We start from the raw sequence: 24,867 nt of genomic DNA on the forward strand, positions 1-24,867 counted from the left end.
AAAGTATTAAAAGCGGTGGCGATGGTGGTCACGGGACTGGCTCTGCAAAACAAAATGTCGCGCAGTGTACCAGCCCCGTGGGAATTTCCCTGCAAGTTCTAGACGAGTCGCTGCTTAATGCTCAATGTCGTGCTCGCGGCTGACCACCCGTTTGCCGTCTTTTGGCGACAATTGCAGGAAGATCGCCGCCGCCAGCATCGCCATGATGCCCACGGTGAGGAACGTCAACTGGAATGCCTCAAGTACGGTGTTGACCCCATCGTTACCGGCTTCGGCAGTAAACCCGCCAAGCAGGGCACCGGCACAGGCCACCCCCAGGCTCAGGGCCAGTTGCGCCACCACTGACAGCAGGCTGTTGCCGCTGCTGGCCTGGGCGTCGTCGAGGTCGATCAGGGTCACGGTGTTCATCGCGGTAAATTGCAGGGAGTTGATCGCCCCCAGCACTGCGAGCATTGCCAGCAGCAGCGGGTACGGCGTCTGCTCGCTGACCAGGCCCATGCTCGCCAGCATGATCCCCAGCGCCAGGGTGTTGCCGGTGAGCACGATGCGATAGCCCAGGCGTTCGATCAGCGGCCGGGCGATGGACTTGGCGAGCATGGCCGCCGCCGCCAGGGGCAACATGCTCATCCCCGCCTGGGACGGCGAATAGCCCAGGGCGATCTGCAACAACAGCGGTACGAGAAACGGCAGGGCGCCGCTGCCCAGGCGCGCGAACAGGTTGCCGAGAATGCCCACGGCAAAGGTCCGGGTCTTGAACAGCACCGGCGAGAACAGTGGGTTTTCGATATGCCCGGCGCGCAGCCAGTAGGCCGCCAGGCACGCCATGCCGCCGAACAGCAGCAACATCACGCGCAAATGCGGCAAGTGCAGCTCACCCAGGCCTTCCATGGCAATGGTGATCAGCACCATCGCCGCGCCAAACAGCAAAAAGCCCAGGCTGTCGAAGCGTGTTCGCTCGCTGCCGCGCAGGTCGGGGATGAACTTCCACACGGCGTAGCAGCCGATCATGCCCACCGGCAGGTTGATCAGGAAGATCCAGTGCCAGGTCAGGTATTGCACCATCCAGCCGCCCATGGTCGGGCCGAGCAAGGGGCCGAGCAGGCCGGGGATGGTGATAAAGCCCATGATCCGCACCAGCTCCGAGCGCGGGTAGGCGCGCAGCACCACCAGCCGGCCGACCGGCAGCATCAGCGCACCGCCCAGGCCCTGGATCACCCGCGCGCCCACCAGCATGGTCAGGCTGCTGGACAGGGCGCACAGCAGCGAGCCGATGCTGAACAGCATGATCGCGCCAAAGAAAATCTTCTTGGTACCGAAACGGTCGGCGATCCAGCCCGAGGCCGGGATCAGCAGGGCCACGGTGAGCATGTAGGCGATGATCACGCCCTGCATGCGCAGCGGGTTTTCCGCCAGATCCTCGGCCATGGCGGGCAGTGCCGTGTTGAGAATCGTGCCGTCGAGCGACTGCATGAAGAAGGCAATCGCGACCACCCAGGGCAACCAGCGGGCAGTCTTGGCATCGAGCACGACACGATTGGGCATGGGATCCCTTTTTGTTAGCAGGCTATGTGTTGCCGATTATGCGCTAACCTCCGCCGGTTTTCCCACTGGCGGTTCGTCTATATCTGACAGGGGAACGTCTTTACCCACCAGGAAATCGATCAACGCCCGGTGCACCGCCAGCGCCGCCTCCCGCGACTCCAGGTCGAGCAAATGGCCGGTGTGCTCGGCGCTGGCGAAGCTGCTGCGGCCCACGTACTGCTTGAACAGTTGGGCTTCATTGGCCGGGGTGTATTCGTCCAGGGTGCCGTTGAGAAAATGCACCGGGGTTTCGATCTGGCGCAATTGCGGCAGGTAGTTGCCATCGCCCAGGGCCAGCACCTGATGAATATGAAAGCGCGCCTGGCGGTATTCGGTGGTGGCCATGGTCGACAGGTGCCGATGGTTATTGCGCTTGAGCCGGCTGGAGAGGAATTTGCCGACTGTTTCATTGAGCAGGTGGCCGACGGCGGACTTGTCATCGGCCTCGATCAGCACCCGCACGCGCTCCACGTATTCGAGCATCGCCTGGTTGAGATTGGGCGCCAGGGCCATCACCACCGAGCTTTCGATAGAAGGCGGGTTGCGCGCCAGGGTCAGCAGGGTCGAGATGCCACCCCAGGAGGCCGACACCAGGTGGTTGACCTGGAAACGCTCCACCAGCGCCCGCAGGATCTCGACTTCGTCGTCCTTGGTCACCAGGTCCAGATCGGTGTTGTGGGGGCGCGAATAACCGGAAAACGGCAAGTCGAACATCAACACATTGAAATGCTCGGCCAGGCACTTGCTGGTGCGGGCGAATGAGCGGGTGGTGGACAGCGCGCCGTTGACCAACAGCACGGTCTTGCGTTGCGGATCGTTACCCAGTTGCTCTACGTGAACGTTGTAGTGCTTGAACAACTTATCAATGACAAAACTTCCTTGGTACATGTCAACGCTCCGGCTCGCCCTATCCCGGGCGAGGTCATGCATCGCTTGCGCGCAAGCGGGTTGAAAGGTGGCGGGATGCCACCAACCGTTATAACGAGGTTTTGGAGTGTCGACAACAGCCCGCCAACCAACGGGGTGCGGCAAGGGACGGTTCATCAGAACCCAGGGCATTCCCCTGTAGGAGCCGGCTTGCCGGCGATCAGGCCCGGGAGCCTGACGGCGATCGTCTGGCCGCCATCGCCGCCAAGCCGGGCGTTTACAAGGTCAGGGTCAGACGTTTTACCAGCGCGCCGGGCAGCAGGTTGGACGAGGTATTACGCTCGCCATAGGTGCTGGCCGACAGCAACAACTCGCGCTCGGCAGTCAGCGCTTCCAACTGTGAGCCCAGCAGTTGGTAGACGCTATCGTCAAAACGCATGGTGCTGACCGGCGCCTTGATCTCACCGTCTTGCACCCAGAACGTGGCGAAGCGGGTCATGCCCGTCAGGCGCGCCGCCGGTTGGTCGGAGTAGTTCAGGTACCACAGGTTGCTGATGTACAGGCCGGTGCCCAGTTGCTTGAGGATATCGGCCTGGGCCAGGCTGCCGGCGGCCATCTGCAAGGCGCTGGGGGACTCATCGGCGCTGGCGCCGTTGGTGCTCAAGCCGTATTCGGCGGCGCTGCGCGAGTTGACCAGTTGCCCTTGCGCCTGGCCATTGGCGATCAAGGTCACGTCGCTGCGCGGGTAGCCGTCACGGGAGAACGCCGGGCTCAGGGAGGCCGTGATCTGTTCGCTCATGCCCACCAGCGGGCTCAGTGCCTGGTCGCCGGCATACAGGCGCTGCAACGGGCTGCCCTTGCTGGCGATGGCCTGCGCAGAAAAACCACCCCAGGCGAGCATGCCGATGATTTCTTCCATGGCCGCCGGTGCCAGGTACGCGCGGTATTGACCGGGCGCCAGGGTGTGCAAGGGCCGGCCAAGGAACTCCAGTTGTTCGCGGGCTTGCTGCAAGCGCTGGGCAAAGGCCGCGCTGTCCCAGGCATCGCCGGCGTAGCTGGCCTTGACCGCCTCGCCATTGGCATGGAACAGGCTGAAGTCAAAGTTGAAACTATTGGCCTGATGCCAGCCAAAAGCCCCCGACGAGCTGGCGAACCCACGGCTGATCGGCCCGGCGGCATAAATGCCGACCAGGTCGAAACCTTGGGCGCCCTGGCTGATTTCGCCCAGGACCTGATCGAGGTCCGGCAGCGCCTGAGCCTGCTCGCTGCTGTTTTGCCAGGCCGTGTGATTGAGCAGCAGGTAAGGATCCTTGGGCAGCAAGGGCAAGGTTTCGCGCAGTTGCTGCAGGCCCTCGGCCAGGCGCTGGCGGTCCACCTCGGGGTCTCCGGCCAGGGTGATACCGAGGTCGGCGTGCCGGCCATCGTTGATCAGCTTGAGGTTGACACTGGCCTGCTGTACCTGGCCGGCCTGGCGCACCTTGGCGTGGTTGAAACGCACGAATTCGGACGACTCCGCCGCGTAGTCCAGATGAAACTGTTCCCCTTCGGTGATGGCCCGCTTGAGCCACTCCACCAGGTCCTTGAAAGCCTTCATCAGGCGTCTCCCCCAAACACATCCACATCACTGAAGACACACGCCGGCGACGCATGGCCGACGCGGATCACCTGGTTCGGCTCGCCCTTGCCACAGTTGGGCGTGCCCAGCACCCTGAAGGTACTGGCATCGCCCACGGCGCTGAGCTTGCGCCAGAACTGCGCGGAAATCGCCCGGTAGTTGGGGTTCTTCACCACGCCCTTGAGTTCGCCATTCTCGATCAACTGGCCCCATTCGCAGCCGAACTGGAACTTGTTGCGCGCATCATCGATGGACCAGGAACGGTTGGTCGACATCAGGATGCCGTGCTCGATGCCGCCGATCAGTTGCCCCAGGCTCTGGTCGCCGGCCTCGATATTGAGGTTGGCCATGCGGTCGATGGGCGCGCGGTTCCAACTGCTGGCGCGGCTGTTGGCCACGCCGCCCATGCCCGAGCGGTATTGCGACAGCGCCCCGCCCAGGGGCTTGAGCAGCAGGCCGTTACGGATCAGGAACTGCTTGTTGGCGGGCGTGCCGTCATCGTCATGGGCGTAGCTGGCCAGTTGCTCGGGAATGTCGGGGTCAAAGGTCACGTTCAGCAGGTTGGAGCCGTATTGCAGGTGCCCGAAGTCGCTGGCCTTGACGAAGCTGGTGCCGGCGTAATTGCGCTCGTCGCCGAGAATGCGGTCCAGCTCCAGCGGGTGGCCGATGGACTCGTGGATCTGCAGGATCATCTGGTCGGGCATCAGCAGCAGATCGCGCGGGCCTTGGGGCGTGTTGGGGGCCAGCAGCAGTTGCAGGGCCTCGTCGGCAATTCGGGGTGCAGCACCTATCAGGCCGAAGCGGCTGATCACATCAAAGCCACCTTGCTGGCCAAAGTTGCTGCCACCCAGGGTGCGGGTCTGGCTGTCGTTGCCGTCGTAGGCGGTCACGTTGACGCCGGGGAACACAAAGCGCTGGGCCTGGCGCAACTCGGCGCCGGCGCTGTTGAGGTAAATCTGTTCAACGCGGGTGGTGCCCAGGCTGACCTCCCAGTTCACCAGGCGCTCGTCCTTGGGCACGGCGGCCGATTCGGCGCCGAGCAGTTGGTAGCAGTCGCTCAGGGACGGGAAGGGTTGCTCGAGTTCTGGCGACAGATAGTCGGCGACGTCGCTGGACACCGGCTGGTCGCGCAGGTCGAGCAGGGCGTGGGGCCTGATCCGCCGGGCTTGCTGCTCGGCACGCTCGAGGGCGGCTTGCAGGCCGGTCAGGGAAATATCATTCGTGGCCGCGTAGGCTTCGACCCCGTTGAGGCGCACGGTGAGCATGGCGCCTTCGTCGCGGCTCAGGTGTGGCGGTTCGGCAACGTTCTTGCGCACCGACAGGTACTGGCCAGACTCGCGCACGTAGCGCAGGGAAAAGAACTCGGCGCGGGTGCGCAGGGCGGCGAAATGTTGTTTGAGTTGCGGGTGTTTGTCGAACATGGGGCCTTCCTTGTGGGCGGTGATGGCTTTGAGGGCCCCATCGCAGGCAAGCCAGCTCCCACCTTTTGAATGTGTTCACAAATCAAAATGTGGGAGCTGGCTTGCCTGCGATGCTTTTGCCTTGGCTTTAGACCGGGCAACCCTTGGCGCGCAAAATCGCGTCAAAGCGATCAGGGTCCAGGGTGCCGGCTTCGATGGCGGCCAGTGTGGCTTTCTCGCGGGCCAGCAGGTCATGGCAGCGCACCAGCAATTCCGGCAGTTCGCTGCGCGAGGCGGCGACCACGCCGTCGCCGTCGCCGATCATCAGGTCGCCAGGCGCTACCAGCATGCCAGCGCAGGAGATCGGCACGTTGATCTCGCCGCCGCCGTCAGTGCTCGGGCCACGATGCACGCCGCCGATGGCGTAGGCTGGCAGTTCGCCGGTCTGCCATTCGTCGAGGTCACGCAGGGCGCCGTTGATCACCACCCCGACAATGCCGGCCTTCAGGGCCATGGCGCGCATGATGCCGCCGAACACCGCACGGGTCAGGTCGGCGCTGCCGTCGATCACCAGCACATCGCCCGGGCGGGCCATTTGCATGGCTTTGAGAATCATCAGGTTGTCACCGGGGCGCACTCGCACGGTCAGCGCGCTGCCGAGCATCGGTGCATTGCCGTGGAAGGCCTTCAGGCCCAGGCCACCGACGTTACGGCCCAGGCAGTCGCTGACGGCCGCGGCCGGAATCTTGCTGAATTCCTTCAGCCATTTCGGGTCCAGCGGTTCAACGTTTGGATTGATCAGGAAGCCGGTAGGCCATTTGCTCGAAGAAACGACATCAAACATGAGAAAGCCTCGTGGCCAGGCAGAAGCCGGCGTGTCGGTAGGAAGGTGAAACGTTTGCGCGAGGGACTAGATTAGGCCGGCGCGGGGGGTGGGATCAAGGGCGGGGCTGTGTAGGAGGAGTCTGGGAAGATGTGTGTTGGCTGGTCGGGCCTCATCGGGAGCAAGCCCCCTCCCACATTTTGACGGGTGAATACATTCAAATGTGGGAGCTGGCTTGCCCGCGATAAGAGCACCGCGGTGTAACAGTTACTGCGCGGTCGGACCCACTTCACGCAACGGCTTGCCACGCACTGGCGCATCGCCGGCCACGTAGTAGTCCGCGGTGCTGCGCGGCAACTGGCGGCCACGCATCTTGTCGGCGATTTTCTCGGCGATCATGATGGTTGGCGCGTTCAGGTTGCCGGTGGTGATGATCGGCATGATCGACGCATCGACCACCCGCAGGCCCTGCATGCCATGCACGCGGCCTTCGCCATCGACCACAGCCATTTCGTCGGTGCCCATCTTGCACGAGCAGGAGGGGTGGAACGCGGTTTCGGCGTGTTCGCGGATGAACTTGTCCAGTTGCTCGTCGGTTTGCACGTCGATGCCCGGGCTGATCTCGCGGCCACGGTACGCGTCCAGTGCCGGCTGCTGCATGATTTCACGGGTCAGGCGGATGCCATCGCGAAACTCTTGCCAGTCCTGCTCGGTGGCCATGTAGTTGAAGAGGATGCTCGGGTAGTCCCGTGGGTTCTTCGACTTCACTTGCACACGGCCACGGCTCGGCGAACGCATGGAGCCCATGTGCGCCTGGAAACCGTGCTCTTTCACACCGTTGCTGCCGTTGTAGTTAATCGCGACCGGCAGGAAGTGGTACTGGATGTTCGGCCATTCGAATTCTTCACGGGTACGGATAAAACCGCCCGCCTCGAACTGGTTGCTGGCGCCGATGCCGGTGCCGTTGAACAGCCATTCGGCACCAATGGCCGGCTGGTTGTACCAGAGCAGCGACGGGTACAGCGAGACCGGCTGGGTGCAGGCGTATTGCAGATACAGCTCCAGGTGGTCCTGCAGGTTTTCACCGACGCCTGGCAGGTCGTGGACCACCGGGATGTCGAGGCTTTCCAGGAGTTTGGCCGGGCCTACACCGGAGCGTTGCAGCAATTGCGGCGAAGCGATGGCGCCGCTGCACACCAGCACTTCCTTGCGCGCGCGGGCTTCAACACGTTCTTCGGCGGCGCCGATCAGGTAACGCACGCCGACCGCACGCTTGCCTTCGAACAACACTTTGTCGGTCAGGGCATGGGTGACGATGGTCAGGGTCGAACGTTTCTTGGCGGTGTCCAGGTAGCCACGGGCGGTACTGGCGCGACGGCCTTTGGGCGTCACGGTACGGTCCATCGGGCCGAAGCCTTCTTGCTGGTAGCCGTTCAAGTCCTCGGTACGCGGGTAACCGGCCTGCACGCCGGCTTCAACCATGGCGTGGAACAGCGGGTTATTCCCGGCTTTAGGCGTGGTCACGCTGACCGGACCTTCGCCACCGTGGTAGTCGTTAGGGCCGATGTCGCGGGTTTCGGCCTTGCGGAAATACGGCAGGCAGTCGAGGTAGCTCCAGTCTTCCAGGCCTGGCAGCTTCGACCAGTTGTCGTAGTCCATGGCGTTGCCACGGATGTAGCACATGCCGTTGATCAGCGACGAGCCACCCAGGCCCTTGCCGCGCCCACATTCCATGCGGCGGCCGTCCATGTGTGGCTCTGGATCGGTTTCATAGGCCCAGTTGTAGCGGCGGCCTTGCAGCGGGAACGCCAGGGCGGCGGGCATCTGGGTACGGAAATCGAAACGGTAGTCCGGGCCGCCGGCTTCCAGCAGCAGGACGGTGACGCCTTCGTCTTCGGTCAGACGGGTCGCCAGGGTGTTACCGGCGGAACCGGCACCCACAATGATGTAGTCGTATTCTTGGGACATAAATGCACCCTCTTTGGAGATGGTCAGGTCAGGCGAGGGCGTTGCCCTCGATCGCCGGCAAGCCGGCTCCTACAGGTCGTGCGCAATTCTTGTAGGAGCCCGCTTGCGGGCGATTGGCGGTAGCCGGGTTAGAACACCGAGGCGTAGTCGCCCAGCTCAACCTGTACCGATTTGATGCGGGTGAAGTTGTTCAGCGAGCTGATGCCGTTCTCACGGCCAACACCCGACTGCTTGTAGCCGCCCACCGGCATCTTGGCGTCGGACTCGCCCCAGGCGTTGATCCAGCAGATACCGGCTTCCAACTGATGAATCACGCGGTGAGCGCGGTTCAGATCGCGGGTCACCAGGCCCGCGGCCAGGCCGAAGTCGGTGTCGTTGGCACGACGGATCACTTCTTCTTCGGTCTCGTAGGTGAGGATGCTCATTACCGGGCCAAAGATTTCTTCACGCACGATGGTCATGTCGTCGGTGCAGTCAGTGAACACGGTCGGTGCCACGAACGCGCCCTTGGCGAAGTCGCCGTCGGTCAGGCGGTCGCCGCCGCACAGCAGGCGTGCGCCTTCTTCCTTGCCCTTGGCGATGTAGCCCAGCACGCTTTCCATGTGGGCGAAGCTGACCAGTGGGCCGAAGTTGGTGTTTTCGTCTTCTGGGTTGCCGACGCGGATGCGCGCAACACGCTCCACGATCTTGGCTTCAAAGGCAGCTTGCAGGTGCTTTGGAATAAACACGCGGGTGCCGTTGGTGCAGACCTGGCCGGAGCTGTAGAAGTTGGCCATCATCGCGGTGTCGGCGGCGCGATCCAGGTCGGCGTCGTCGAAGATGATCAGCGGGGATTTGCCGCCCAGTTCCATGGTCACGTCTTTGAGCGAGGAACTCGAAGCGCTGGCCATGACCTTCTTGCCGGTGTCGGTGCCGCCGGTGAAGGAGATTTTTTCGATGCGTGGGTGCTCGGTCAGCCAGGTGCCGACTTCACGACCGCTGCCGGTCAGGACGTTGAACACGCCATCCGGAACGCCGGCTTCGGTGTAGATCTCGGCCAGTTTCAGGGTGGTCAGCGACGTCACTTCACTTGGCTTGAAGATCATTGCGTTGCCGGCCGCCAGAGCTGGGGCAGACTTCCACAGGGCGATCTGGATCGGGTAGTTCCACGCGCCGATACCGGCGACCACGCCCAGCGGCTCGCGGCGGGTGTAGACGAACGAAGTGGTACGCAGCGGGATCTGCTCGCCTTCGATGGCGGGCACCAGGCCGGCGTAGTATTCCAGCACGTCGGCACCGGTGACGATGTCGACGTACTTGGTTTCAGAGAAGGATTTACCGGTGTCCAGGGTTTCCAGGGCGGCCAGTTCATCGTTGCGCTCACGCAGGATTTCCACGGCGCGACGCAGGATGCGCGAACGCTCCATAGCGGTCATCGCGGCCCAGATTTTCTGGCCCTTTTCGGCGCTGACCACCGCACGCTCAACGTCTTCGAACGTAGCGCGCTGCACGTTGGCGAGAACTTCACCGTTAGCCGGGTTGATGGCTTCGAAGGTGGCATCGCTGCCAGCGTCGCTGTAGCCGCCGTCAATGTAGAGTTTTTGCAGTTCGAAACGGGCCATAAAGTCCTCGCAAGTGCATAAGTGGTTGGCGTTAACCACTGAAGGGGCATAGCCCGCTCAGCAGCAGTTCAGGGGTTGAGCGTTTATGTGGGCTCTAACTCACCTGCTTGGCCAATTGGAAATCCATGTATTCGTAAGCGATCCGTTGCGCCTGCTCCGTGTCGAAAGCGTCTCCCGACAGGGCGCCGCGCAACCACAAGCCGTCGATCAGGGCCGCCAGGCCTCGGGCTGCGCTGCGTGCATCTTCCAGCGGCAGCACACGGCGGAACTGGCAGCACAGGTTGGAATACAGGCGGTGATCGTTGATCCGCTGCAACCTGTGCAAAGACGGGTGGTGCATGCTGGTGGCCCAGAAGGCCAGCCAGGTTTTCATTGCCGGGCCGTTGACCTGGCTGGCGTCGAAGTTGCCGCCAATAATCACTTGAAGGTGCGCCCGGGGGCTGTCTTCCTTCAATGCCTGCCGGCGTTCGTGGACGTTCTCGATCAGCACATTCATCAGGTACCGCATGGTTGCGGCGATCAGGCCATTCTTGTCCTGAAAGTAGTGACTGATGATGCCGTTCGAGACGCCGGCCAGACGGGCGATCAGCGCAATGCTGGCATCTCCCATCCCAACCTGATCGATGGCCGTCAATGTGGCTTCGATCAACTGCTGGCGGCGTATGGGTTGCATACCGACCTTGGGCATGTAGCACCTCTCCTTAGGCCTGCCGACGGGCGTAAACGTTCGTCGGCTTGAGGGCCAGTCTATTTTGTTTTGATTGAACGTTCAATCAACAAAGAATAAGATCTGCGACAAATGGTCGCTGCCTACAGGTATTTCCTACATGTCGGCAGGCACATCTGACATCCGTAAAAACCCTTGAAACCGCCCATGACCCTGGGTCGCTGGGGTTCGGGGATTTTCGGGATGTCTTTATAACACCCGTCCGTCGACTGCCGAAAAATCGATGGCGCGGGTCACGCGCTGCCTTGTGTCCTCTCTCGCACTGCCCGGAGCCTCTGTGCCATGAGTTCTGCCTCTCTTATAAAGACCCCACCGGAAAAGGTGCGGGTCAACGGTTGGGTGTTCTACACCTCCACCGCGCTGATCCTGTTGTTGACCGCCGTTCTGATCATCGCCCCGCAAGAGGCCGGCAGAATGCTGGGAGTCGCCCAGACCTGGCTCTCGAAGAGCTTTGGCTGGTACTACATGGTGGTTATCGCCGCCTACCTGGTATTTGTCGTGGGCCTGGCGTTTTCGTCCTACGGCAAATTGAAGCTGGGCAGCAAGGCCGATACCCCGGACTTCAGCTACGGCGCCTGGGCCGGCATGTTGTTCTCCTCGGGCATCGGCATCTCGTTGCTGTACTTCGGCGCGTCCGAGCCGTTGGACCACTACTTCAACCCGCCCGAAGGCGCCGCCGCCACCCATATGGCCGCGCGCCAGGCGTTGCAGCTGACCTTCCTGCACTGGGGCCTGCATGGCTGGGCGATCTATGCGCTGGTCGGCCTGGCCGTGGCGTACTTTGCTTACCGCCATAACCAGCCGCTGGCCCTGCGTTCGGCGCTGTACCCGTTGATGGGCGAGCGCTGGGTCAAGGGTGCGGCCGGTCATGCGGTGGATGGCTTCGGCATGTTCGTGACCCTGCTGGGCCTGGTGACGAACCTGGGGATTGGTTCGATGCAAGTGTCGTCCGGGCTGGAAAACCTGTTCGGCATGGAGCACAGCAACACCAACCTGCTGATCGTGATCATCGTGATGAGCACCGTGGCGACCATCGCCGCCGTGTCGGGCGTGGAAAATGGCATTCGCCGCCTGTCCAACCTGAACATCGTGCTGTTCAGCGGCCTGCTGATTTTCGTGCTGCTGTTTGGCCCGACCCTGCACCTGCTCAACGGCTTTGTGCAGAACCTGGGCGACTACATGAACGGCCTGGTGCTCAAAACCTTCGACCTCTACGTGTACGAAGGCGATGGCGAGAAGTCCGAGCGCTGGATGGGCCTGTGGACCCTGTTCTACTGGGCCTGGTGGATTTCCTGGGCACCGTTCGTAGGCATGTTCATCGCGCGTATTTCCCGTGGCCGTACCGTGCGTGAACTGGTGGCTGGCGTATTGCTGATCCCGCTGGGCTTTACCCTGGCGTGGCTGTCGATCTTCGGCAACTCGGCGTTGGACCTGGTGCTCAACCACGGTGCGGTGGAGCTGGGCAAGACCGCGCTGGAGCAGCCATCCATGGCGATCTACCAGTTGCTGGAATACTACCCAGCGTCGAAAGTGGTGATTGGCGTGTCGATCTTTGTCGGCTTTGTGCTGTTCCTGACGCCGGCGGATTCTGGCGCGGTGATGATGGCCAACCTGTCGTGCAAAGGTGGCAATGTGGATGAGGATGCGCCGCATTGGCTGCGGATCTTCTGGTCGGCGGTGATCACCCTGGTGACCATCGGCTTGTTGTTTGCCGGCAACTTTGAAGCCATGCAGACCATGGTGGTACTGGCGGGCCTGCCGTTCTCGGTGGTGCTGATCTTCTTTATGTTCGGTTTGCACAAGGCCATGCGCCAGGATGTGGCCATCGAACAGGAGCAGGCGCAATTGGCCGAACGCGGCCGTCGCGGTTTCAGCGAGCGCCTCACCGCCCAGGACCTGCAACCGAGCCAGGCGGTGGTGCAACGCTTTATGGACAAGAAAGTCACCCCGGCGCTGGAAGAAGCGGCCGTGGCATTGCGCGCCCAAGGGCTGGATGTGCAGACGCTGCTGGGTAAGTCCAAGCGCTGCATTGGCGTGCGGATCGAGATGGAAGGCAACCCGTTTGTCTACGAGGTGAGCCTGGACGGCTACCTGGCGGCGCCCAGTGAGTCGATCGAAGCGGACGAGGAGCGTGCGCGCTACTACCGCGCCGAGGTCTACCTGCACAACGGCGGCCAGGAATACGACCTGATGGGCTTCACCCAGGAGCAGATCACCCGGGATGTGCTCGATCAGTTTGAAAGCCATCGGCAGCTCCTTGGCCGTGTCTATAGCTGATAAAAGCCGGCGGTGTCGTCACTGACACCGCCTGTTCAAACTTGGCAATGCGCTCAAATGTAGGAGCTGGCTTGCCAGCGATAGCGGTGTTGGATTCACTACCGCTATCGCTGGCAAGCCAGCTCCTACAATGACCCAGTTCCTTCAGTTGGGTCTTTAGCCCAGGTTCTTGCCCAGCAGGGCGTGGTACAGCTCGCTATCCCCCAGAATCCCTACCACCTTGTTGTTGTCGTGCAGCACCAGCTTGTTGCCGGTCTGGTAGCGAATCTGCAACGCATCGCGCATGCCGATATTCGAATCCACCAAGGTCGGCAACCGCCCCAGGCCTTCCACGGCTTGCCCTGGCGCCCAGTTCTGCAGGTTCATTGCCACGCCATTTTGCCGCGCGCCCTGGATGGTGTTGCCTTCGGCCAGGTCCAGCCACGAATCGCCGCCTGGGTCCAGGCACACCGAGCCGTTGACCCGCTTGCAGTTGTCCAGGGTGCGCATCAGGCTGCGGCCGCACAACACGTTCAGCGGGTTGGTATGGGCGACGAAGGTGCGCACATAGTCATCCGCCGGGTTCAGCACAATCTCTTCCGGCACGCTGTACTGGATGATCTTGCCGTCTTTCATGATCGCGATCCGGCTACCGAGCTTGAGCGCCTCATCCAGGTCGTGGCTGACGAACACGATGGTCTTGCTCAGCTTGCGTTGCAGCTCCAGCAGTTCATCCTGCAGGCCTTGGCGGATCAGGGGGTCGAGGGCCGAGAAGGGTTCGTCCATCAGCAGGATATCGGCGTCCATCGCCAGGGCGCGAGCCAGGCCGACGCGCTGTTGCATGCCGCCCGAGAGTTCGTCGGGCTTCTTGTTGCGCCATTGGGTCAGGCCCACCAGCTCAAGTTTTTCGTCCACCAGCTTGCGCCGCTCTTTCTCGGGGCGGCCCTGCATCTCCAGGCCAAAGCTGATGTTTTCACGTACCGTGAGCCAGGGCATCAGGGCGAACTTCTGGAACACCATGGCGATGCGCTTGGTGCGCATCATTTTCAGCTCTGCCGGGGTGCATGAGGCGATGTCGATCTGGCGCCCTTCATGCTCGACAAACAACTGGCCACGGCTCACGGTGTTAAGGCCGTTGATACAGCGCAACAGGCTGGATTTGCCGGAGCCGGACAGGCCCATCAACACGCAGATCTCGCCTTTCTCGATATCCAGGCTGGCCTTTTCCACGCCGACGATCTGCCCGGTCTTTTTCAGGATTTCGTTGCGGTGCATCCCCTCGTCCAGCAGCTTGAGGGCTTCGCGTGGGTCTTTGGAGAAGATCACGTCGACATTGTCGAATCGGATAATGCTCATGCATCACCCCCTACTTTGGCGTCGGGTTGTTTGCAGATGCGGTCGAGCATGATGGCCAGCAGCACAATCGCCAGGCCGGCTTCAAAGCCCAGGGCAATGTCGGCGGTGTTCAGCGCGTTGACCACGGGTTTGCCGAGGCCGTCGGCGCCCACCAGGGCCGCGATCACCACCATCGACAACGACAGCATGATGCATTGGGTAATGCCGGCAGCAATGCTCGGCATGGCGTGGGGCAGTTCGATGCGCGAGAGCAACTGGCGGCGCGAGCAGCCAAAGGCCTTGCCGGCATCCATCAACTCTTGCGGCACATCGCGGATGCCCAGGTAGGTCAGGCGGATCGGCGCGGCAATCGCGAACACCACCGTGGAGATCAGGCCAGGTACCACGCCCAGCCCGAAGAGGGTCAGGGTCGGGATGAGGTAGACGAAGGTTGGCACGGTCTGCATCAAATCGAGCACCGGGCGCATCATCGTGTAGAACATCGGCTTGTGCGCGGCAACTATGCCCAGCGGCACGCCGATCACCACGCAGACCAGGGTGGCGAACAGCACCTGCGCCAGGGTCTCCATGGTTTCCTGCCAGTACCCCAGGTTGAGGATCAGCAGGAAGGAGGCGATGACAAATACGGTCAGGCCCCACTTACGTTGAATGTAGTGAGCAAGCAGCGCAATCAGACCGATCAATGCCAGCGGATTGAACCAGGTCAGCGCAAACGTCACGCCGTGGATCATCGTTTCCAGTGTCGATGCGATCGCGTCGAAATAATCGGCGCCGTTCTGCGTCAACCATTCGACGAAGGCAGCGATGTACTGGCCTAGTGGGATTTTCTGTTCAGTCAGCATGGTAGTGAATGTCCACATGCGAAGAGGGAAAACATCCCGGGCCGGCACGCCGGCCCAGGGTCAGCGGTTACTTGTCGAGGTAGGCTTTCACGGCGGCAAGTCCTGGTTTGCCATCAAGGGTGGTGACCCCGGCGAGCCAGGTGTCGAGTACTTGCGGGTTCTTCTTCAGCCAGGCCTTGGCGGCTACGTCGGGTTTCATCTTGTCGTCGAGGACGTTGCCCATCAGGGTGCTTTCCATGTCCAGGGTGAACGACAGGTTTTTCAGCAGTTGGCCAACGTTGCTGCACTCCTGCACGTAGCCCTTGCGGGTGTTGGTGTAGATGGTGGCCTGGCCGTAGTTGGGGCCGAATGAATCGTCACCTCCAGTCAGGTACTTGAGTTTGAAACGGGTGTTCATCGGGTGCGGTTCCCAGGCGAGGAACACAATGGCCTGGCCGCGCTTGGTGGCGCGGTCCACTTGCGAGAGCATCCCCGCTTCGCTGGACTCCACCACCTTGAAGCCTGCGTCCTTCAAGCCGAACTGATTCTTGTCGATCACGCTCTGGATCGTACGGTTGCCGTCGTTGCCCGGCTCGATGCCGTAGATCTTGCCGCCCAGTTCGTCCTTGAATTTGACGATGTCGGCGAAGTCCTTCAGGCCCTTGTCGTACAGCGCTTGTGGCACGGCCAGGGTGTATTTGGCGTTTTCCAGGTTGGCGCGCACGGTTTCCACGGTGCCGGCATCACGGTACTGCTTGATGTCGTTTTCCATGGTCGGCATCCAGTTGCCAAGGAAGATATCCATGTTCTTGCCGTCGGCCAGGGACTTGTAGGTCACGGGTACGGAAATCATCGTGGTACGGGGCTTGTAGCCCAGGCCCTTGAGGACTTCGCTGGTGGTGGCGGTGGTGACGGTGATATCGGTCCAGCCGACATCGGAGAAGTTGACGGTGCTGCACTGCTCAGGATCAGCAGCGAGGGCCGCAAGGGGAAGACTCAGCATGGCGGCCAACAACAACGGGGGGGAACCTTTCATGGGTTTGGACTCCTGGTGTTTTTCCGGCGGTGCTTGACCGCGCTTATAAGTGTTGCAGTTGGGGCGTGCGAGCGATGTGCAGCCTCGGTGCCTTGCAAACGAGTCGAGACTGATCATGTACCAGTGAAAATCTGACGCCTACAGGGTGGGTCGTATCCAGTACAGGGATGGTCGTATCCAGTGTCGGTGACGTCGCTTACAGATTTTTCCATAGGCAAAACTGCACTTTTTCTCGATCTGCGCCGCAAAAAACGGCGATTACGTCCCATTGCACGGGGAAGACGCTGGTGAGCATGGGTATGTCGGTGTGAGACGCCGGACGGCGCAGTGAAAGCTTGATGATGCCGCCATCTGGGCGACTTGAGCGTAGCAGCTCCGCCACCAGGCGTTATTGCGCCTGGCCTGTGCTATCGAGGAGTTTCGCGCAATGGCTATCAGCGTTTTCGACCTGTTCAAGATCGGCATTGGGCCGTCCAGTTCCCACACCGTCGGCCCCATGCGCGCCGCGGCGTTATTCGTCCAGGGCTTGCGGGAACGTGCGCTTGTGGATCAGGTACGGCGTGTCGAAGTGCAGCTGTATGGCTCGTTATCGGCCACCGGCATCGGCCACGGCAGCGACAACGCGGTGATCATGGGGCTGATGGGCGAGTGGCCAGACGCGATTGATCCATCGCAGATCGGCCCGCGTATCGAGGCCCTGCGCCAAACGCAGACGTTGCTGCTGGACAACCGCGTACCGGTGCCGTTTGTGTGGTCGCGGGACATGCGCCTGATCGACGAAAACCTGCCCTTCCATCCCAATGCCATGACCCTGGTGGTCTACGGCGCCCAGACCGAGTTGCATCGCGATACCTACTATTCGGTGGGCGGCGGCTTTGTGGTGGATGAAGCCCAGGCGCGCAGCGGCGTGGCAGATATGGACCGCACCGAACTGCCCTATGATTTCTCCAGCGCGGTGGAGTTGTTGCAGTTGTGCAAGACCCACAACCTGCGCGTCGCCGAACTGATGTTGGCCAATGAAAAGGTCTGGCGTTCCGAGGAAGAAATCCGCAGCGGCCTGATGAAACTCTGGCGTGCCATGCAGGACTGCGTCGAGCAGGGCCTCAAGCACGAAGGCATCCTGCCCGGCGGCTTGAATGTGCGCCGCCGCGCCGCCAAGTTGCACCGCAGCCTGCAGGAGTTGGGCAAGCCGAATGTGATCGGCTCGACCTTGAGCGCCATGGAGTGGGTCAACCTGTTCGCCCTGGCCGTCAACGAAGAAAACGCTGCCGGTGGGCGCATGGTCACGGCCCCGACCAACGGGGCGGCGGGGATCATTCCGGCGGTGCTGCACTACTTCATGAAGTTCAGCGAGCAAGTCACCGAGGCCAATGTGGTGGACTACTTTCTCGGTGCGGCGGCCATCGGCATTCTGTGCAAAAAGAATGCGTCGATCTCTGGCGCCGAAGTCGGTTGCCAGGGCGAAGTCGGCTCGGCCTGCGCCATGGCGGCGGCGGGGTTGGCAGAGATTCTCGGCGCCTCGCCGGAGCAGGTGTGCAACGCCGCCGAAATCGGCCTGGAGCACAACCTCGGCCTGACCTGCGACCCGGTGGGCGGCCTGGTGCAAGTGCCGTGCATCGAGCGCAATGCGATTGCAGCGGTCAAGGCAATCAATGCCGCGCAGATGGCGTTGCGTGGCGACGGCCAGCACTTTATCTCCCTGGACCGGGTGATCCGCACCATGCGCGATACCGGGGCGGATATGCATGACAAGTACAAGGAGACCTCGCGGGGTGGGTTGGCGGTGAGTGCTGTTGAGTGTTAAGCGAACCCAATGCTCAAAGCAGTGAAGATCAAATGTAGGAGCTGGCTTGCCAGCGATAGCGGTGTTGGATTCACTACCGCTATCGCTGGCAAGCCCGCTCCCACAGGGGATCTGCGCTTAACTGACTGGCATTGGGGCTTGCCCGCGATGACGCAGGGTCAAACCCCACTGCTCATAAAGTGAACACTTCACCCCCAACACGCCACCTTTTAGCGCGTCGCAAACAGATAAGTAGCCCCCAAACGATTTCCCTCCCGACCACCCGTCACCTGTGCGTGTGGTGACACACTTTTCCTACGCCCTGAAAGCGCCTTCCCACAAGTGCTACCGATCTGCTCACAGACCGTGAGCGTAGGCTTTTTCCGACTCATATCCTCACGCCGGGCGCGGGCTTATATAGACACCTCAATAGGTCGTTTTCAGGAGTTATTGAATACCTATTCAACTTTAGGCATGGCATTTGCTCTATCAATTCAAAGCCTCTCTCCTGACGGACGAAGAGTGCAATAACAAGAGCCTCGCCTGAGGCCATCACCTGCTTTGTGTGAGGAGATACCGCGATGACGTCGTTCAACTCCGGGGCTCAACCCCAGAACCGTGCGCCTCAATCCATCGGCTTTTTGCTGCTGGACAATTTCACGCTGATTTCCCTGGCGTCCGCAGTGGAGCCACTGCGCATGGCCAACCAATTGTCCGGTCGCGAGCTGTATCGCTGGACCACCTTGAGCGTCGACGGCAACCAGGTATGGGCCAGCGATGGCCTGCAAATCACCCCCGATTGCTCCATGCACAAAGCCCCGGCCCTGGACACCGTGATTGTCTGCGGCGGCGTGGGTATCCAGCGCACCGTGACCCGCGAACATGTGTCGTGGCTGCAAAGCCAGGCGCGCCAGTCCCGCCGCCTCGGCGCGGTGTGCACCGGCAGTTGGGCCCTGGCCTGCGCCGGCTTGCTCGACGGGTTTGATTGCAGCGTGCACTGGGAATGCCTGGCGTCGATGCAGGAAGCTTTCCCACGGGTGTCGATGAGCACGCGCCTGTTCACCCTCGACCGCAATCGCTTCACCAGTTCGGGCGGCACCGCGCCGCTGGACATGATGCTGCACCTGATCAGCCGCGACCACGGCCGTGAACTGTCGGCGGCGATTTCCGAGATGTTTGTGTACGAACGTATCCGCAATGAACAGGATCACCAGCGTGTGCCGCTCAAGCACATGCTCGGCACCAACCAGCCGAAGCTGCAGGAAATCGTCGCGCTGATGGAAGCCAACCTGGAGGAGCCGATCGACCTCGATGAACTGGCCGTCTACGTCGCCGTCTCGCGGCGCCAGCTGGAGCGCCTGTTCCAGAAATACCTGCACTGCTCGCCGTCGCGCTACTACCTCAAGCTGCGCCTGATCCGTGCCCGGCAGTTGCTCAAGCAAACGCCGATGTCGATCATTGAAGTGGCCTCGGTGTGCGGGTTTGTGTCCACGCCGCACTTCTCCAAGTGCTACCGCGAGTATTTCGGCATTCCGCCACGGGATGAACGCGTCGGTTCCAACACCACCCAGCAAGTGGCGATGATGCCGATTCCGCAGGCGTTGGTGTTGTCACCGTTGGCGGGGCCGATGTCGGCGTTGAGCCAGGCGCGCAATGAGTCGACGTTTGCCAGTGTAAGGCTGTAGACCGAGGCGCCTGCATCGCAGGCAAGCCAGCTCCCACATTTGGAATGCATTCCCCTGTGGGAGCGGGCTTGCCCGCGATAGCGGTGTATCAGGCCCCAGAACTATTCCTGAATGCCACCAAAGCAGGCAACAACTGCTTATCAATCGCCTGGCGCACCGCCGGCAGAATAGTCGCGCTGCCGGTGTACATCTGCTCGACCATGCCCTTGAGTGCCTTGGCCCGCGCTTCACTCAAGCCGCGTACCGCGCATTCACAGGCCTGCTCGGCAGTGGCGCCGCTGGACACCTCGAAACCCAGGGAGCGCAGCTGGCTCAGCAGGTCATCCTGATCAATCAAATCCGCGTGCATCATGATGTTCATCCTGGTTAGGGGAGACTTCGATCAGGTTCGATTCTGGTGGGCCGTCAGCGGGTCGGCAAGGCCTGAATGGCGCGATGGCTGGAACGACTATGAACAGGTCGTTTTCGGGCCAGTTGCCAAGGGTGGTTGTGGGCACACTTAGGCTCAAGCAAGCAGATTGAAGGTTTGGTCACCCTCGGCCCGCACGCTCGCACAAAGCACTCTGCCCCGATCCTGTCACGGCTGGATCGGGGCTTTTTTTATTTGACCGGCAGGCCGATGACACGCCCGAGCAGGGCCGGCCGGGGCAGGTCTGCCTGCTCGCTGCTGATTGCCGCCAGGCGCTGTGCCACCGCTGCGCTGAACGGTGCCGAGCGTGGCCCGGCAAGGTCGACATGCAGCAGCATCTGCTCATTGCCCGCCAGCTCCCGCTCTTCGCCCACCAGGTGCAGGCTGTGATACAGATGCAGGCGCTTGTTGTCATGGGCGATCAACTGGGTGCGCACCTCGACCTCGGCCCCGAGTTTCACTTCGTGCAGGTAATTGAGGTGCAGCTCCAGGGTAAACAGCGAGTGGCCGCTGGCTTCGCGGTTGTCGCTGTCCAGGCCCAGGGTGTCCATCAACGCATCGGTGGCGTAGCTGAAGATCAGCAGGTAGAACGCATCCCGCAGGTGGCCGTTGTAATCGACCCAGTCGGGGATGATGTGGGTGGTGTAGGTCGTCAGTGCGGGCATGTCGTCAATTCCAGATCTGTACGCGGTCAACTGTGGGAGCTGGCTTGCCTGCGATGGTGGTGGTCAATCCAACACCGTTATTTCAGGCAAGCCAGCTCCCACAGAAATAAACAGCCGCTATTCGGCGAAGCTCATGCCGTGTTTTTCCTTGGTGGTCTTCACCGCCTCCAGCACCGCCAGCAGGCAATCATCACGATAGCGCTCCAGCGCCGCAATGCTATGGCTGCCCAACTGCTCGCGGGTGCCATCGACCACATCATCAATCAGTTTGTCCGTCAGTTCCGGGGCCGGCAGGTACGTCCACGGCAGCTGCAACGCCGGGCCGAATTGCGCCATGAAATGCCGCATCCCGGCATCGCCGCCGGCCAGGGTGTAGGTGAGGAACGTGCCCATGAACGACCAGCGCAAACCGGCGCCAAAGCGGATCGCATCGTCGATCTCGCCGGTGGTCGCTACACCGTCGTTGACCAGATGCAACGCCTCGCGCCACAGCGCCTCAAGCAAGCGGTCGGCGATAAAACCGGGGACTTCCTTACGCACATGCAGCGGGCGCATGCCCAGGGATTCGTAGACTTTTATCGCCGCCTGGATCGCTTCGGGCGCAGTGTGTTTGCCGCCGACCACTTCCACCAGCGGCAGCAGGTACACCGGGTTGAACGGGTGGCCGACCACGCAGCGCTGCGGGTGTGTGGCGCTTTCATAAAACTCGCTGGGCAAAAGCCCCGAAGTGCTGGAGCCGATCAACGCATTGGGCTTGGCTGCCGCGCTGATCTTGCTGTGCAGCTCCAGCTTCAGCTCCAGGCGTTCGGGGGCGCTTTCCTGGATGAAGTCGGCGTCTTGCACGCATTCTTCGATGGTCGCGACAAACCGCAGGCGGTCCTGGGAGGCGCCCGGTGCCAGGCCCTGCTTTTCCAGGGCGGCCCAGGCATTGGCGACACGCTTGCGCAGGGCCGCTTCGGCGCCGGGCGCCGGGTCCCAGGCCACCACATCCAGGCCATGGGCGAGGGCGCGGGATACCCAGCCGCTGCCGATGACACCACTGCCCAGGGCGGCGAAGGTTTTGATTTCGGTGATAAAGCTCATTTCGGTAATTTCCAGTGCTAAAGAGGTTCATTGTGGGAGCTGGCTTGCCTGCGATAGCGGTGGGTCAGTGCCAAATGCATCAACTGATACACCGCTATCGCAGGCAAGCCAGCTCCTACATTTTTGAGCCGGTTGCGGCAGGGGATTAGCTACGTTTGGTCAGGCCCATCTTGGTTCGGCCTTCAGCCGGGGTCAGAACCCGCGCGCCCAGGCGGCTGAGGATTTCCCCGGCACGCTCCACCAGTTGCCCATTGGTCGCCAGCACGCCCTTGTCCAACCACAAGTTGTCTTCCAACCCAACCCGCACGTTGCCGCCCAGCAGCACCGCCTGCGCCGCCATCGGCATCTGCATGCGCCCGATACCAAAGCCGGCCCACACCGCGTCGGCGGGCAGGTTGTCGACCATGGCTTTCATGGTGGTGGTATCGGCCGGCGCACCCCAGGGGATGCCCAGGCACAGTTGGAACAGTGGGTTGTCGAGCAGGCCTTCCTTGATCAGTTGCTTGGCGAACCACAGGTGGCCGGTATCGAAAATCTCCAGCTCGGCCTTCACCCCCAGTTCCTGGATGCGCTTGGCGCCCGCCCGCAGCTGGGCCGGGGTGGACACATAAATAGTGTCGCCATCGCCAAAGTTCAGGGTGCCGCAGTCCAGGGTGCAGATTTCCGGCAGCAGTGCCTCGACGTGGGCCAGGCGGGTCAGCGGGCCGACCAGGTCGGTATTGGGGCCGAACGCCATGGGGTTCTCGCCACCGCCGATTTCCAGGTCGCCGCCCATGCCGGCGGTGAGGTTGACGATGATGTCGATGTCCGCCTCGCGGATGCGCTCCATCACCTCGCGGTACAGCGCCACGTCGCGGCTGAACTTGCCGGTGTGCGGGTCGCGCACATGGCAATGCACCACGGTGGCGCCGGCTTTGGCGGCCTCTACCGCAGCCGCAGCGATTTGCCTGGGGGTGACCGGCACGTGGGGGCTTCTGGCGGTCGTGTCGCCAGCACCGGTGAGTGCGCAGGTGATGATGACGTCGTGGTTCATGGGGCAGGTTCCTTACAGGCGTGGTAGTGCCGTTCGCGGCCGTTGTTGGCCGCGAAACGGTGATTCGGGAGAGGTTATTTGCTGGTCAATTGCAGATGGGCGGCAGCGGGCTTGCCGTCGAACGTGGTCACGCCCTCCAGCCAACGCTGCTGGTCCTGGGGGTGATCCTTGAGCCACTGGCGGGCCGACTCGAACGCATCTTTGTGCTCCAGCAACGGCTGCATCATCCGGCTCTCTTGGGCGGCGGTGAACGTCAGGTTGGTCAGCAACTTGTGCACATTCGGGCATTGCTCGGCGTAGGTCGGGGTGGTCACTGTCCAGACCGTGGCCATGCCTTCATTGGGCCCCAGGGCGTCCTCGCTGCCGGACAGGTAGGTCATCTGCACATTGACGTTCATCGGGTGCGGCGCCCAGCCAAAGAACACCACGGCTTCGTTGCGGCGTACGGCGCGGTCCACGGCGGCGAGCATGCCGGCCTCGCTGGACTCCACCAACTGGAATTTGCCCAGGCCGAACTGGTTCTTGGCGATCATCGCCTTGATCTGGGTGTTGGCCCCGGAGCCTGGTTCGATGCCGTAGATCTTGCCGCCCAGCTCTTTCTGGAACTTGGCAATGTCGGCGAAGGTTTTCAGGCCCTTGTCTGCCAGATAGGTCGGCACCGCCAGGGTCGCGCGGGCGTCCTTGAGGCTGGGCGCCTCGAGGACTTTGACCTGCCCGGCGTCGACGAACGGGGTGATGGTCTGGGTCATCAGCGGGTTCCAGTAGCCGAGGAACAGGTCCAGGCGCTGGTCGCGAATGCCGGAGAAGATGATTTGCTGGGACGCACTGGTTTGCTTGGTGCTGTAGCCGAGGCCGTCGAGCAGCACCTGGGTCATGGCGCTGGTGGCGATCACGTCGGTCCAGTTCACCACGCCCATGCGCACGTTCTTACAGGAAGCGGCATCGGCGGCCCACAGGCTGGTGCTCAAGACGGCACTGAGTGCGAGCACGCAGCGGCTGATCAGTCGGTTCATGATGGATCCCTCGGCAGGTCGTTATTGTGGGTTCCGGCGTCTTTGTGCACCGTGCCGCCAAGTTACCCAGCTTGCGGCGCGGCAAAACGCACGGCGGCGACCCACTCTTGCACTGCAGCGACCTGTGCCCTTGAATGGGCGCTGGAACTGGCGTATCACAGTGACCACGCTACCCGTCCCACGAGTGCGCACCATGTCCCAGGATTTCTACTTCCTGCTGATGCCGGGTTTCTCGGCCATCGGCTTTATCTCGGCCATCGAACCGCTGCGCGTGGCCAACCGCTTTCGCGGCGAGCTGTATCGCTGGCATGTGCTGAGCGCTGACGGTGGTGCAGTGCTGGCGAGCAACGGCATGTCGGTCAACGCCGACGCCGGGCTTGAGCCTCTGAAAAAAGGTGCGACTCTGCTGGTAGTCGCCGGCTTCGAGCCCCTGGAATTCGCCACGCCGGCCCTGGAGCACTGGCTGCGCCGCCTCGACCATGACGGCGTGACCCTCGGCGCTATCGACACCGGCAGTTTCGTCCTGGCCCAGGCCGGCCTGCTCGACGGCTACCGCCTGACCCTGCATTGGGAGGCCATCGATGCCTTCAAGGAATCCTATCCCGCACTGGCCGTGACCCAGGAACTGTTCGAGATCGACCGCCGGCGTATCACCTGCGCCGGCGGCACCGCGTCCATCGACCTGATGCTCGACCTGATCAGCCAGGCCCACGGCCCGGAGCTGGCGATCCAGGTTTCCGAGCAATTCGTGCTGGGCCGCATCCGCCCGCGCAAAGACCACCAGCGCATGCAGATCGCCACGCGCTACGGCATCAACAACCAGAAGCTGGTGCAGGTGATTGGCGAGATGGAACAACACACCGAACCGCCCCTGAGCACCCTGGCGCTGGCGCAGATGATCAAGGTCACACGGCGCCAGCTGGAGCGCCTGTTCCGCCTGCATCTCAATGACACCCCGAGCAACTTCTACCTCGGCCTGCGCCTGGAAAAAGCCCGGCAGTTACTGCGCCAGAGCGGCATGAGCGTGCTGGAAGTAAGCATTGCCTGTGGGTTCGAGTCGCCGTCGTATTTCACTCGAAGCTACCGGGCGCGGTTTGCCAAGTGCCCGCGGGAGGATCGGCGGCGGGAGGTGGTGTAAGTCTATT

Annotated in this window: 20 protein-coding genes; 4 read left to right on the forward strand and 16 right to left on the reverse strand. The window is 62.0% G+C overall.

Going from position 1 to position 24,867, the window contains the following annotated elements; translation table 11 throughout:
- Positions 1-114: 114 nt before the first annotated feature.
- From mdtD to betI, 8 genes are all read right to left on the reverse strand, one after another.
- Complete coding sequence (mdtD, locus tag HBO11_RS15825; protein ID WP_169953655.1) at positions 115-1,542, reverse strand: multidrug transporter subunit MdtD; 1,428 nt, start codon at positions 1,540-1,542, stop codon at positions 115-117.
- A 36-nt stretch (positions 1,543-1,578) separates the two neighbouring features.
- Positions 1,579-2,469, reverse strand: a complete 891-nt coding sequence (locus HBO11_RS15830; protein WP_169953657.1) for an alpha/beta hydrolase — start codon at positions 2,467-2,469, stop codon at positions 1,579-1,581.
- 256 nt (positions 2,470-2,725) lie between these two features.
- Positions 2,726-4,042, reverse strand: coding sequence for a TldD/PmbA family protein (locus tag HBO11_RS15835; protein WP_169953659.1), 1,317 nt, complete (start codon positions 4,040-4,042; stop codon positions 2,726-2,728).
- A complete protein-coding gene (locus tag HBO11_RS15840; RefSeq protein WP_169953661.1) occupies positions 4,042-5,484 on the reverse strand; it encodes a TldD/PmbA family protein in 1,443 nt (480 codons plus the stop codon). Before HBO11_RS15840 ends, HBO11_RS15835 begins: the two co-directional genes overlap by 1 nt.
- A gap of 127 nt (positions 5,485-5,611) precedes the next feature.
- Entirely contained in the window at positions 5,612-6,307 is a 696-nt protein-coding gene (locus HBO11_RS15845; protein ID WP_029297314.1) for an RraA family protein, read from the reverse strand.
- Positions 6,308-6,553: 246 nt separating this feature from the next.
- Positions 6,554-8,254 (reverse strand): choline dehydrogenase, encoded by a 1,701-nt coding sequence (gene betA / locus HBO11_RS15850; RefSeq protein ID WP_169953663.1) that lies wholly within the window; start codon positions 8,252-8,254, stop codon positions 6,554-6,556.
- A gap of 128 nt (positions 8,255-8,382) precedes the next feature.
- Entirely contained in the window at positions 8,383-9,855 is a 1,473-nt protein-coding gene (gene betB, locus HBO11_RS15855; protein ID WP_169953665.1) for a betaine-aldehyde dehydrogenase, read from the reverse strand.
- 94 nt (positions 9,856-9,949) lie between these two features.
- Positions 9,950-10,543 carry a transcriptional regulator BetI gene (gene betI, locus HBO11_RS15860; protein WP_032858683.1) on the reverse strand — a complete coding sequence of 198 codons (594 nt, stop codon included), beginning with the start codon at positions 10,541-10,543 and terminating at the stop codon, positions 9,950-9,952.
- Between the two features lie 378 nt (positions 10,544-10,921).
- Here betI and HBO11_RS15865 point away from each other — a divergent pair, with 378 nt between their 5' ends.
- Positions 10,922-12,859 carry a BCCT family transporter gene (locus HBO11_RS15865; protein WP_346266490.1) on the forward strand — a complete coding sequence of 646 codons (1,938 nt, stop codon included), beginning with the start codon at positions 10,922-10,924 and terminating at the stop codon, positions 12,857-12,859.
- A 156-nt stretch (positions 12,860-13,015) separates the two neighbouring features.
- On the opposite strand, the gene choV is transcribed toward HBO11_RS15865, so the two are convergent.
- The 3 genes from choV to HBO11_RS15880 form a co-directional block, all read right to left on the reverse strand.
- Positions 13,016-14,194 (reverse strand): choline ABC transporter ATP-binding protein, encoded by a 1,179-nt coding sequence (gene choV / locus HBO11_RS15870; protein ID WP_029300678.1) that lies wholly within the window; start codon positions 14,192-14,194, stop codon positions 13,016-13,018.
- Positions 14,191-15,036, reverse strand: a complete 846-nt coding sequence (gene choW, locus HBO11_RS15875; protein WP_032858679.1) for a choline ABC transporter permease subunit — start codon at positions 15,034-15,036, stop codon at positions 14,191-14,193. Before choW ends, choV begins: the two co-directional genes overlap by 4 nt.
- A 67-nt stretch (positions 15,037-15,103) precedes the next feature.
- Entirely contained in the window at positions 15,104-16,051 is a 948-nt protein-coding gene (locus tag HBO11_RS15880) for a choline ABC transporter substrate-binding protein (protein ID WP_169953669.1), read from the reverse strand.
- A gap of 427 nt (positions 16,052-16,478) precedes the next feature.
- On the opposite strand from HBO11_RS15880, the gene HBO11_RS15885 reads away from it, so the two are divergent.
- Together HBO11_RS15885 and HBO11_RS15890 are read left to right on the forward strand one after the other, a co-directional pair.
- Positions 16,479-17,855, forward strand: a complete 1,377-nt coding sequence (locus HBO11_RS15885) for an L-serine ammonia-lyase (protein WP_170058898.1) — start codon at positions 16,479-16,481, stop codon at positions 17,853-17,855.
- 560 nt (positions 17,856-18,415) lie between these two features.
- Positions 18,416-19,519, forward strand: coding sequence for a GlxA family transcriptional regulator (locus HBO11_RS15890; RefSeq protein WP_029300670.1), 1,104 nt, complete (start codon positions 18,416-18,418; stop codon positions 19,517-19,519).
- An 88-nt stretch (positions 19,520-19,607) separates the two neighbouring features.
- Here HBO11_RS15890 and HBO11_RS15895 read toward each other — a convergent pair whose 3' ends face one another.
- The 5 genes from HBO11_RS15895 to HBO11_RS15915 form a co-directional block, all read right to left on the reverse strand.
- Positions 19,608-19,871, reverse strand: coding sequence for a hypothetical protein (locus tag HBO11_RS15895; protein ID WP_169953673.1), 264 nt, complete (start codon positions 19,869-19,871; stop codon positions 19,608-19,610).
- A gap of 248 nt (positions 19,872-20,119) precedes the next feature.
- Entirely contained in the window at positions 20,120-20,593 is a 474-nt protein-coding gene (locus tag HBO11_RS15900) for a thioesterase family protein (protein ID WP_169953675.1), read from the reverse strand.
- A 117-nt stretch (positions 20,594-20,710) separates the two neighbouring features.
- A complete protein-coding gene (locus HBO11_RS15905) occupies positions 20,711-21,676 on the reverse strand; it encodes an L-carnitine dehydrogenase (RefSeq protein ID WP_169953677.1) in 966 nt (321 codons plus the stop codon).
- A 145-nt stretch (positions 21,677-21,821) separates the two neighbouring features.
- Positions 21,822-22,709 carry a 3-keto-5-aminohexanoate cleavage protein gene (locus HBO11_RS15910; protein WP_169953679.1) on the reverse strand — a complete coding sequence of 296 codons (888 nt, stop codon included), beginning with the start codon at positions 22,707-22,709 and terminating at the stop codon, positions 21,822-21,824.
- A gap of 74 nt (positions 22,710-22,783) precedes the next feature.
- Positions 22,784-23,722, reverse strand: a complete 939-nt coding sequence (locus HBO11_RS15915; RefSeq protein ID WP_169953681.1) for a choline ABC transporter substrate-binding protein — start codon at positions 23,720-23,722, stop codon at positions 22,784-22,786.
- Positions 23,723-23,915: 193 nt separating this feature from the next.
- Between HBO11_RS15915 and HBO11_RS15920 the strand changes: the two genes are divergently transcribed.
- The gene (locus HBO11_RS15920; protein ID WP_169953683.1) at positions 23,916-24,860 is read left to right on the forward strand and encodes a GlxA family transcriptional regulator; all 945 of its coding nucleotides are present in this window, start codon (positions 23,916-23,918) and stop codon (positions 24,858-24,860) included.
- Positions 24,861-24,867: the final 7 nt, after the last annotated feature.

Origin of the sequence: Pseudomonas sp. WS 5010, from assembly GCF_012985565.1 — a bacterium.
Lineage (GTDB): Bacteria > Pseudomonadota > Gammaproteobacteria > Pseudomonadales > Pseudomonadaceae > Aquipseudomonas.

Bases quoted from the DNA above. Each gene is read 5' to 3' on its own strand.
- HBO11_RS15840 (WP_169953661.1), bottom strand. From the start codon at position 5,484: ATGTTCGACAAACACCCGCAACTCAAACAACATTTCGCCGCCCTGCGC.
- HBO11_RS15880 (WP_169953669.1), bottom strand. From the start codon at position 16,051: ATGAAAGGTTCCCCCCCGTTGTTGTTGGCCGCCATGCTGAGTCTTCCC.
- choW (WP_032858679.1), bottom strand. From the start codon at position 15,036: ATGCTGACTGAACAGAAAATCCCACTAGGCCAGTACATCGCTGCCTTC.
- HBO11_RS15900 (WP_169953675.1), bottom strand. From the start codon at position 20,593: ATGCCCGCACTGACGACCTACACCACCCACATCATCCCCGACTGGGTC.
- HBO11_RS15915 (WP_169953681.1), bottom strand. From the start codon at position 23,722: ATGAACCGACTGATCAGCCGCTGCGTGCTCGCACTCAGTGCCGTCTTG.
- HBO11_RS15905 (WP_169953677.1), bottom strand. From the start codon at position 21,676: ATGAGCTTTATCACCGAAATCAAAACCTTCGCCGCCCTGGGCAGTGGT.
- HBO11_RS15830 (WP_169953657.1), bottom strand. From the start codon at position 2,469: ATGTACCAAGGAAGTTTTGTCATTGATAAGTTGTTCAAGCACTACAAC.
- HBO11_RS15895 (WP_169953673.1), bottom strand. From the start codon at position 19,871: ATGATGCACGCGGATTTGATTGATCAGGATGACCTGCTGAGCCAGCTG.
- HBO11_RS15885 (WP_170058898.1), top strand. From the start codon at position 16,479: ATGGCTATCAGCGTTTTCGACCTGTTCAAGATCGGCATTGGGCCGTCC.
- HBO11_RS15835 (WP_169953659.1), bottom strand. From the start codon at position 4,042: ATGAAGGCTTTCAAGGACCTGGTGGAGTGGCTCAAGCGGGCCATCACC.
- betB (WP_169953665.1), bottom strand. From the start codon at position 9,855: ATGGCCCGTTTCGAACTGCAAAAACTCTACATTGACGGCGGCTACAGC.
- HBO11_RS15910 (WP_169953679.1), bottom strand. From the start codon at position 22,709: ATGAACCACGACGTCATCATCACCTGCGCACTCACCGGTGCTGGCGAC.
- betA (WP_169953663.1), bottom strand. From the start codon at position 8,254: ATGTCCCAAGAATACGACTACATCATTGTGGGTGCCGGTTCCGCCGGT.
- HBO11_RS15920 (WP_169953683.1), top strand. From the start codon at position 23,916: ATGTCCCAGGATTTCTACTTCCTGCTGATGCCGGGTTTCTCGGCCATC.
- HBO11_RS15845 (WP_029297314.1), bottom strand. From the start codon at position 6,307: ATGTTTGATGTCGTTTCTTCGAGCAAATGGCCTACCGGCTTCCTGATC.
- mdtD (WP_169953655.1), bottom strand. From the start codon at position 1,542: ATGCCCAATCGTGTCGTGCTCGATGCCAAGACTGCCCGCTGGTTGCCC.
- HBO11_RS15890 (WP_029300670.1), top strand. From the start codon at position 18,416: ATGACGTCGTTCAACTCCGGGGCTCAACCCCAGAACCGTGCGCCTCAA.
- betI (WP_032858683.1), bottom strand. From the start codon at position 10,543: ATGCCCAAGGTCGGTATGCAACCCATACGCCGCCAGCAGTTGATCGAA.
- choV (WP_029300678.1), bottom strand. From the start codon at position 14,194: ATGAGCATTATCCGATTCGACAATGTCGACGTGATCTTCTCCAAAGAC.